Source organism: Chroococcidiopsis sp., assembly GCF_051657925.1.
Lineage (GTDB): Bacteria > Cyanobacteriota > Cyanobacteriia > Cyanobacteriales > Chroococcidiopsidaceae > Chroococcidiopsis.
The window spans coordinates 1-5,064 of record NZ_JBOFLP010000363.1 but is presented as its reverse complement, the minus strand read 5'-3'; the positions used below and the strand labels follow the sequence as shown (position 1 = coordinate 5,064).

At 46.2% G+C, this 5,064-nt stretch carries 4 protein-coding genes; 3 read left to right on the top strand and 1 reads right to left on the bottom strand.

Annotated features, from left to right (window positions below):
- Positions 1-104 precede the first annotated feature (104 nt).
- Positions 105-713, top strand: coding sequence for an ATP-dependent Clp endopeptidase proteolytic subunit ClpP (gene clpP / locus ACRC32_RS29120; RefSeq protein ID WP_438557246.1), 609 nt, complete (start codon positions 105-107; stop codon positions 711-713).
- A 31-nt stretch (positions 714-744) separates the two neighbouring features.
- On the opposite strand, the gene ACRC32_RS29115 is transcribed toward clpP, so the two are convergent.
- Positions 745-1,680, bottom strand: coding sequence for a hypothetical protein (locus tag ACRC32_RS29115; protein ID WP_438557245.1), 936 nt, complete (start codon positions 1,678-1,680; stop codon positions 745-747).
- A 703-nt stretch (positions 1,681-2,383) separates the two neighbouring features.
- Here ACRC32_RS29115 and ACRC32_RS29110 point away from each other — a divergent pair.
- On the top strand, positions 2,384-4,708 hold the full coding sequence (locus tag ACRC32_RS29110; RefSeq protein WP_438557244.1) for a ribonuclease R family protein: 2,325 nt from the start codon (positions 2,384-2,386) through the stop codon (positions 4,706-4,708).
- Positions 4,698-5,064: flavoprotein (locus tag ACRC32_RS29105; protein WP_438557243.1), on the top strand; the 367-nt coding region annotated here is incomplete at its 3' end. The genes ACRC32_RS29110 and ACRC32_RS29105, both read left to right, overlap by 11 nt.

The window sequence follows — 5,064 nt, the reverse complement described above, 5'->3', positions numbered from 1 at the left end:
TCAACTACCAACTACCAACTACCGTCAACCAGTGACTAATGACTCTTGACCAATGACCAATGACAAATAGATAAAATGAAGAAAACTCACAATAGACTAACCGAATGATTCCTATTGTTATCGAACAATCTGGACGCGGGGAACGCGCTTTTGATATCTACTCTCGCTTGCTGCGGGAACGGATTATCTTTCTAGGACAAGCCATTGATTCTAACTTGGCTAATTTGATTGTTGCCCAGTTGTTGTATTTGGATGCTGAAGATGGCGAGAAAGACATCTATCTCTATATCAACTCTCCTGGTGGCTCGGTGACGGCGGGAATGGGTATTTTTGATACGATGAAGCACATTCGCCCCGATGTTTGTACTATATGTACGGGATTAGCAGCCAGTATGGGGGCTTTTCTACTCAGCGCTGGCACGAAAGGAAAGCGCATGAGCCTGCCAAATTCCCGAATCATGATCCATCAACCTCTCGGTGGCGCACAGGGACAAGCCACTGATATTGAAATTCAAGCTAAAGAAATCTTGTACCACAAGCGGAAGTTGAACGAGCATTTAGCCGAACATACAGGTCAACCGCTGGAAAGGATCGAGCAAGATACAGAGCGAGATTTCTTTATGTCGCCCCAAGAAGCGATGGATTATGGTTTGATCGATCAAGTTATCGACAAGAAAGCTATTGGTAGACGACCGATGGCGGCGGTTGGCTGATCGTCTTGTAGAAACGCGCGATCGCGCGTTTCTAACTTACGCCAATGCGATCGCGCTCGGTTTGCAGATAGTCCAAAAATCCCTGTAATTCCCGCTCAGTCAATTGATGTCGCTTATTCTTGCTATATTTTGCTTGCAGGTATTTAGGACCTTCTTTAGCATCCCATCCAAGTTCCTGTAGCTCTTTGACGGCTTGAGTTGTTTGACTGTATAACTCCAAATAGCGATTGAAGTCCCGTGCTTGTAAGGCTGTTAACTCGTAGCGCGACCCTTTACCGTAGTTAGTTTCCAAACATTCGCGTTCGTCGTTTGCCTTCAGCTTTGCTTCCTTCAGTTTGACCTCAATCTTTTGTAATTCCGTAGCTAAGTCCGCAGATGATTGAGTTTCTTCTATTGTTTTATCATCTGCGATCGCTAGAGATTCATAATTAGAGGACAAATCTGCGCTTTCATAATTGTCTTTGGATAAAGGCGGTTTACTGCTACTAGCAGCGAATAAGTCAGCAGCAAAATCTCCGCCAAAAGTATCTGTTTCCAGTGGTAGTTCGGGATTGGTGGCTAATGATTTACTTTTGCCTCTACCACCAGTACTGATGGAAGTCGATTTTTGCTCTTTTGTAGGGGGTTCTAATTCTGGCGTGTAGCTAAAATCTAACTGCGATTTAGTAGGAGTAGGAGGACTAGAAGAATTGCTGGGTTCAGATAGAGATGCAGCTGGTTGCGCCACAGGTATTTCTGGTGGCGTAGGTAATGCAGGAATTGTTTGATTTTTTGGGGCAATTGGTGCGAGAAAATTGTGGTTGAAACAAGCGATCGCTCTTTCTCTCGCCTTGTCTTCTGCTGCTTCCAGCGTTTCTGCTGTTGCCATCCCAGTAGCACGAACAATACCATCAACCTGTACCGCTACCCGCACGACAAACTTACCCTGATAAATTGTCAATAACTCTGAAATTAAGCTTTCTGTCATCGATCGTGAGTGAGTAGTGAGTAGTGTGTGAACAAGGGTGTGGGGGTAGTAGAGTGTAGGGTGTGGAGGAAAGAGAGCTGAGGGAGCTGAGGGGTAGAGGAGAAATTACTAGTCACTGATAACTGGTCACTGGTCACTGGTCACTGACAACTGACAACTGACTCTCTTTCCTATATGTCGCTTGTTTCCTAAAATAGAATGGGGATAGCCAATTTTAGTAGATGGCGTACTGCTTACTCAAATGTTACCGACTTTTTGAAGAGAGTGTAACAAAACTGAGTAAATGGTATTTCCACTCAATCGGGCAAATCCTACTGCATCACAAGTGTTACATCTTTTGACACTTCAATCCTCGTTATCTCACTGCCTAGCTGCGATTTATTTGTGGCTATATATCCGTTGGTGAGAGGCGACCGACTCACACGCAGCATTACTACATCCGTTGTGTAGAGTATAGACCTTGATGATGCAACCCTCTCGCCTTTCCTAGTAACAAAGGTTATTTTGGGAATTGGGTGAGATACTGCTGTTAGAAGTCCCAACTGTTTCACCCTACCAAAGCCAAAGTTGCGCCCAGTGGTAAAGATCTGGCTAATGGTAGAGATAAAAGGAAAAAGCGTATTTTCCACAGGCAGGAAGAGATAGCTAACTGCCTAACCCAGACAACAAGATATGATATTTTGACCGGAGGTCGGCTCGCTACATGGAGTTTTCAATCGCTACACTACTAGGTAATTTCACAAGTGATAAATTAGTTGCAGCAAAAGCCCTAGAAAAAAAACTAGATTACCAAGACGAAAGAAGTATTCAGAGGTTATTTATTGCCCTAGACGTACTGGAAAAAATCGGCGTTTTGGTTAAAGAGCACGGTAAGTATCGTCGGGTAAGAGAAGAAGGAACAATTGAGGCTAAACTTCGTTGTTCTAGTAAAGGTTTTTGCTTTGCAATTCAAGAAGCTGAGGGAGCAGAAGATATCTACATTCGCGAAAGTCATCTCAGTAATGCTTGGAATGGCGATCGCGTTTTAGTGAAACTGACGAAAGAAGGTAGTCGTCGTCGCAGTCCCGAAGGCGAAGTCCAACTCATTTTAGAACGGGCAAATCAAAGTCTGTTAGCAAGAATCAAGCAAACAGATACTAATTTTAGAGCTGTTCCTCTAGACGATCGCCTCCTATTTGAAATCGAACTGCAACCCGACGGTCACGACTTAGCACAAGCGATTGACTATTTGGTACATGTAGAAATCCTCCGCTATCCTATTGCCCAATATCCTCCTTTAGGCAGAGTCGTGCAAGTTTTAGGCAGCGATGCCGAAGCCGCCTCAGATGTAGAGTTGGTGTCGTGCAAGCACAACCTACCCCGCGCCTTTTCCTCATCCGTGCTTGAAGCAGCGGTCGAATTACCAGCTCAAATTAGCCGCAAAGAATTCAAAACCAGAAGCGATCTACGTCCGCTCCTCACCTTAACTTTCCGAGAGTCAGCAGACGATACAACCTATGTTGAAAATGCTTTTACTTTGGAAAAAACGACGACGGGACAGTGGCAATTAGGGGTTCATACTGCCGATCTTGCCTACTTTATCGAACCAGATACGTCTTTAGATCGTGAAGGGTTGAAACGTTCCAGCAGCGTTTACCTGGGAGAAAAAATTCTGCCTTTATTCCCCGATGCGGTGGCGCAACGGAGTGCATTCGAGCCAGAAAGCGATCGCCGTGCCATTTCCGTTCTGCTGACTGTGGATGCAGCAACTGGACAAATCGTGGAGTTTGAAATTCAACCGAGCGCGATCCAAGTCGATTACCAACTCGATGCTGAAGTTGTAGAGAATATTCTGAGCGATCGCACCGCAGAACTAGGACTACCAGCCGCAGTGGTAGAAAAAGTGGGGCAGCTAGCAGTATTAAGCAAAGCCTTGCAAGAACAAAGACAAGCTAGAGGTAGCTTTGCCCTCAACTTACCACCCCGTCAGTACTCCTACTACGACGAAGGCAGGTTAGGAGTCCTGACTCAAGGAGAACCCAAACTCTCCGAATTGGTCACTGAGTTGCTTTTATTAGCAAATCAAGTTGTTGCCGAGCATTTAAACGCTTTGGGCGTGCCTGCGATTTATCGCATTCAACCGCCTCCCGATGTCGAAGACGTGCAAGAAACAATCAAGCTAGCAGCTAACTTAGGAGTAGAGCTGGGCTTAGATCGAGAAGATACCGTCTATGCAGGAGACTACCAAGAATTTACCGAGCAGTTTGCTCAATTGTCCCAAGCAGAACAAGTCTTGACTTATTTGTTACGGGATACGCTGAAGCCGAGTGCCTACAGCAGTAAATTCCAGCCCTACTTTAGCTTAGCTCTACCTGGCTACACCCACTCTCACGCTCCCTTGCGGCGGTTTGCCGATCTAATAGTTCAGCGAGTCTTACATACAGTATTCGAGCAAGGGCGCGATCGTCGGACTACGCGAGCAAAAGATAGCATAAATTTACGTCATAGCTCCTCTCATGGCAAAATTGGCTGGAACGTCTTGCCTCCAGAAACGCAGCAGGAGCTAGAAGTTTATATTGCAGGTGCGATCGCGCAGTTGAACGAGCGAGACAAGGAAGTTCAGGAAGCCGAAGACGATTTAGTTGGGTTACAAAAAGCTCAACTGATGAAACAGCGCATCGGCGACGTGTTTGAAGGTATTATTACCGGAGTCCAGTCCTACGGCTTTTTTGTGGAAATAGAAGTCTCCGACACTAAAGGCAGAACGTTGCGAGTCGAAGGTTTAGTCCACGTCAGTTCTCTCAAAGATGACTGGTACGAGTATCGCGGCAGACAACAAGCTTTATTTGGACGGAAAAACCGTGCTGCATATCGTTTAGGCGATCGCGTTTCCGTGCAAGTCAAGAGCGTAGACTACTACCGCCAGCAAATCGACTTAGTGACAGTCAACGGCGATCGAATGCTTAGTCGCGATCGGCTAGAGGACACCTCACCCCTCGATAACGACTTGAGCGACGACTCAGACACGTATTTTGACGATGAGGAATAATCTACCGCTGATCCTGGGTGTAAGCGGGGCATCGGGGTTAATTTATGCCGTTCGAGCGGTGAAATATCTCTTGGAGGCAGACTACGAGATCGAGCTAGTTGCCTCCAAATCAACCTACATGGTTTGGCAGGCGGAACAAAATATTCGGATGCCTGTAGAACCCTTGCAACAAGAACAATTTTGGCGACAGCAGGCAAGGGTAGAATCTCTGGGAAAACTCCGCTGCCATCCTTGGGGAGATGTAGGCGCTAACATTGCCAGTGGCTCGTTTCGTACGCTAGGAATGATAGTCATGCCTTGTAGTATGAGTACGGTAGCAAAGCTTGCCAATGGTTTGAGTTCCGACTTGCTCGAAC

Excerpts from the sequence above, each read along its gene's own strand:
- ACRC32_RS29110 (WP_438557244.1), top strand. The coding sequence starts at position 2,384 with ATGGAGTTTTCAATCGCTACACTACTAGGTAATTTCACAAGTGATAAA.
- ACRC32_RS29115 (WP_438557245.1), bottom strand. The coding sequence starts at position 1,680 with ATGACAGAAAGCTTAATTTCAGAGTTATTGACAATTTATCAGGGTAAG.
- clpP (WP_438557246.1), top strand. The coding sequence starts at position 105 with ATGATTCCTATTGTTATCGAACAATCTGGACGCGGGGAACGCGCTTTT.